The sequence below is a fragment of the Sinorhizobium fredii USDA 205 genome, from assembly GCF_001461695.1.
GTDB classification, from domain to species: Bacteria; Pseudomonadota; Alphaproteobacteria; order Rhizobiales; family Rhizobiaceae; genus Sinorhizobium; species Sinorhizobium fredii.
Window position 1 is genome coordinate 1 of sequence record NZ_AUTC01000042.1, and the last position, 4,210, is coordinate 4,210.

A 4,210-nucleotide genomic window follows, 5' to 3' on the forward strand; every position below is an offset into this window, starting at 1 on the left:
GGGAATCCCCTAATTGCAGGGCGTTGAGAGGTTTTTCAGCGCCGACTCGCTATCGGCGGCAAGCGCCAGCAAGCCGGATCGCTCTTCTTCCAGCCCACGTTGCTGTCCGATGTGCCTGACGATGCGCTCATCATGCGCGAGGAGACGTTCGGCCCGGTCGCGGCCGTCACCGCCTTCGACACTGAAGACGAGGTGATCGGCCGGGCGAACGACACCGAATACGGGCTGGTCGCCTATGTCGTCACCGAGAATGGCGCCCGCCAGATGCGGCTCGCCCGGGCCCTCGAATACGGCATGGTGGCGATCAACCGCGTGAAGATCACCGGCGGGCCGATCCCCTTCGGCGGCTGGAAGCAGTCGGGCCTCGGTCGCGAGGGCTCGCGCCACGGCATGGAGGCTTTCACCGAGCTCAAATATCTCTGCATCGACACCGCCGCCTGACCGAATTCATGAAAGGAAACACCATGCTCGAAAGAAGCAACGAACTCACCGCCTGGGACCGCGACCACTTCTTCCATCCCTCGACGCATATGGGCATGCATGCGCGCGGCGAGAGCCCGACGCGCGTCATCGGCGGCGGCGAAGGCGTCTACATCACCGATATTGCCGGCAAGCGCAGCCTCGATGCCTTTGCCGGCCTGTATTGCGTCAATGTCGGCTATGGCCGCCAGAAGATCGCCGACGCGATTGCCGAGCAGGCAAGGGACCTCGCCTACTACCACGCCTATGTCGGCCACGGCACGGAAGCCTCGATCCGGCTTGCTAAGATGATCATCGATCGGGCGCCGCAAGGCATGAGCCGCGTCTATTTCGGGCTTTCCGGTTCGGACGCCAACGAAACCAACATCAAGCTGATCTGGTACTACAACAATATTCTCGGCCGGACGGAGAAGAAGAAGATCATCTCGCGCTGGCGCGGCTATCACGGCTCGGGCGTGATGACCGGCTCTCTGACGGGTCTGCACCTCTTCCACAACGCCTTCGACCTGCCGCGCGCGCCGATCCTGCACACGGAAGCACCCTATTACTTCCGCCGTCCGGACCGCGCCATGAGCGAGGAGCAGTTCTCGCAATATTGTGCCGACAAGCTGGAAGAGATGATCCTCGCCGAGGGGCCGGACACCGTTGCCGCCTTCATCGGCGAGCCGATCCTCGGCACCGGCGGCATCGTGCCGCCGCCCAAGGACTACTGGCAGAAGATCCAGGCCGTGCTTCAGAAATACGATATTCTGCTCGTCGCCGATGAGGTCGTGACCGGCTTCGGCCGTCTCGGCACCATGTTCGGCTCCGACCACTATGGCATCAAGCCGGACCTCATCACCATTGCCAAGGGGCTGACCTCGGCTTACGCGCCGCTTTCCGGCACGATCGTTTCGGACAAGATCTGGCAGGTGCTGGTCAAAGGCTCGGACGAGCTTGGTGCGATCGGCCATGGCTGGACCTATTCGGCGCACCCGATCTGTGCTGCCGCCGGCATCGCCAATCTCGAACTGATCGACGAGCTCGGCATCGTCGAGAACGCCAGTTCGACGGGTGCCTATTTTCGGGCAGAACTCGAAAAGGCCGTCGGCGAGCATCGCCATGTCGGCGAGGTGCGCGGCGACGGGCTGATGGCCGCCGTCGAGTTCGTCGAGGACAGGGACGACCGCAAGTTCTTCGATCCGGCGCGGAAGATCGGGCCGCAGGTGGCCGCAGCACTCCTTGAGCGCGGCGTCATCGGCCGCGCCATGCCGCAGGGCGATATCCTCGGCTTTGCCCCGCCGCTCTGCCTGACGCGCGAGGAAGCCGACATCGTCGTCAAGGCGGCAGCCGACGCGATCCAGTCGGTACTCGGCCGTTGAAGGAGAGGATCATGATGCATCCCGTTCCGAAGACCATGGCGGCCGTGCAGCTCATCGGCCACGGCGGGCTGGACAAGCTCGTCTACAGCCGCGAGGTGCCCGTCCCGACTCCGGCTCCAGGCGAGGTTCTGGTCAAGGTCACCGCCTGCGGCATGAACAACACTGACGTCTGGGTGCGCCAAGGGGCCTATGGCACCGAGGACGATCCGTCCGCCGTCTCGACCTGGCGGCGCCACGGCAACACGCTGACCTTCCCGCGCATCCAGGGCACGGATACCGTCGGCCACATCGTCGCCGTAGGCCACGGCGTCGACCAGACCCGCATCGGCGAGCGCGTCATGGTCGATTTCTCGATCTACAACCGCGACGACGACAGCCTGGCCGACATCGACTATATGGGTCACGGCCGCGACGGCGGCTATGCCGAATACATGGCGCTGCCGGCCGAAAACGCCCATGTGGTGGCGACCGACCTGACCGATGTCGAGCTCGCGACCTTCTGCTGCGCCTATCTGACCGGTGAACGGATGCTGGAACGGGCGCGGCTTGCGGTCGGCGAACGCATCCTGGTGACCGGCGCCTCCGGCGGCGTCGGCTCGGCGATCATCCAGCTCGCCCGCGCCCGCGGCGCCATTCCGATCGCCGTTGCCGGTCCGGCCAAGGAAGCCGCCATCCTCGAAATCGGCGCCGAAGCTGTCGTGACCCGTGGCCAGGGCGACCTCGTCGGGGCCGTAAACGAGGCCGTGCGCGGCGAGCCGATCGACGTCGTCGCTGACCTCGTCGGCGGGCCCCTCTTCAATGATCTTTTGAAGATCCTGCGGCCCGAAGGCCGCTACACCACCGCCGGCGCCATCGCCGGTCCGGTCGTCGAGCTCGATCTCAGGACGATGTATCTGAAGCAATTGGAACTGCATGGATCGAGCCAGGGCAGCCGCGCCGATTTTCGGCGGCTGGTGCGCTATATCGAGGATAAGAAGATCCGTCCGCTTGTCGGCGGCATCTATCCCTTGTCGGAATTCCACCGGGCACAGACGGATTTCATGGCGAAGAACTTCGTCGGCAAGCTCGTGGTCGTACCGGATTGACGCGGCCGAGAGAGCCGGCCCGTTTCCCCTCGCCCAGAGTGGAAACGGGCCCCCGCCTACCCCAGCGAGAAAAGCTATGTCACTACCCCGAAGCACGCGCGAGTACCGGCGGCCAGCCGCCGGTACTCGCCCTTTTCCATGACGTTGGCATGGGTGCAGGTCGGTCCCGACAGGGACCAGACCGAAGGGCACGGGCGTTCCGTGGCTTGCGGCGGCACGAAGACCGGAAAGGTCAGTAGACCACCACGCTCCTGATGCTTTCGCCCGAATGCATCAGCTCGAAGCCCTTGTTGATGTCGTCGAGGGCCATGGTGTGGGTGATCATCGGATCGATCTCGATCTTGCCCTCCAGGTACCAGTCGACGATCTTCGGCACGTCGGTGCGGCCACGCGCGCCGCCGAAGGCGGTGCCCATCCAGCTGCGGCCGGTGACCAGCTGGAACGGCCGCGTCGATATCTCCTGGCCGGCGCCGGCCACGCCGATCACCACCGACTTGCCCCAGCCGCGATGCGAGGCCTCGAGCGCCTGGCGCATCACCTTCACATTGCCGGTGCAGTCGAAGGTGTAGTCGGCGCCGCCGATCTGGTCGGCGCCGCGCTTCGTCATGTTGACGAGATAGGCGACGATGTCGTCGCCGACCTCCGTCGGGTTGACGAAGTGGGTCATGCCGAAGCGTTCGCCCCATTCCTTCTTGTCGTTGTTCAGGTCGACGCCGATGATCATGTCGGCCCCGGCAAGGCGAAGTCCCTGGATGACGTTGAGGCCGATGCCGCCGAGGCCGAAGACGACCGCCGTGGCGCCCATCTCCACCTTGGCGGTGTTGATCACCGCACCGATGCCGGTGGTGACGCCGCAGCCGATGTAGCAGATCTTGTCGAACGGCGCGTCCGGGTTGACCTTGGCGACGGCAATCTCCGGCAAGACGGTGAAGTTCGAAAAGGTCGAGCAGCCCATATAGTGGTGGATCTTGTCCTTGCCGATCGAAAAGCGCGACGAGCCGTCCGGCATGACGCCCTGGCCCTGCGTGGCGCGGATCGCGGTACAGAGGTTGGTCTTGCGCGACAGGCAGGACGGGCAGGCGCGGCACTCCGGCGTATAGAGCGGAATGACGTGGTCGCCCTTCCTGACCGAGGTGACGCCCGGACCGACATCGACGACGATGCCGGCCCCCTCATGGCCGAGGATGGCCGGGAACAGCCCTTCCGGGTCGGCGCCCGACAGGGTGAAATCGTCGGTATGGCAGATGCCGGTCGCCTTGACCTCGACCAGCACCTCGCCGGCCC

Annotated in this window: 3 protein-coding genes and 2 pseudogenes; 3 read left to right on the forward strand and 2 right to left on the reverse strand. The window is 65.0% G+C overall.

The window, feature by feature from the left end; translation table 11 throughout:
• Positions 1-42 precede the first annotated feature (42 nt).
• The 3 genes and pseudogenes from N181_RS05855 to N181_RS05865 all read left to right on the forward strand — a co-directional run.
• Positions 43-441: pseudogene (locus N181_RS05855) on the forward strand (aldehyde dehydrogenase family protein); the annotation flags it as partial.
• A 23-nt stretch (positions 442-464) separates the two neighbouring features.
• Positions 465-1,841, forward strand: coding sequence for an aspartate aminotransferase family protein (locus N181_RS05860; RefSeq protein ID WP_060563294.1), 1,377 nt, complete (start codon positions 465-467; stop codon positions 1,839-1,841).
• An 11-nt stretch (positions 1,842-1,852) separates the two neighbouring features.
• Positions 1,853-2,926, forward strand: a complete 1,074-nt coding sequence (locus tag N181_RS05865; RefSeq protein WP_037432809.1) for an alcohol dehydrogenase family protein — start codon at positions 1,853-1,855, stop codon at positions 2,924-2,926.
• Between the two features lie 107 nt (positions 2,927-3,033).
• Here N181_RS05865 and N181_RS34615 read toward each other — a convergent pair.
• A pseudogene (locus tag N181_RS34615) lies at positions 3,034-3,162 on the reverse strand (S-formylglutathione hydrolase); the annotation flags it as partial.
• On the reverse strand, positions 3,159-4,210 hold a 1,052-nt coding region (locus N181_RS05870; RefSeq protein ID WP_060563295.1), incomplete at its 5' end, for an S-(hydroxymethyl)glutathione dehydrogenase/class III alcohol dehydrogenase. The pseudogene N181_RS34615 and the gene N181_RS05870, both read right to left, overlap by 4 nt.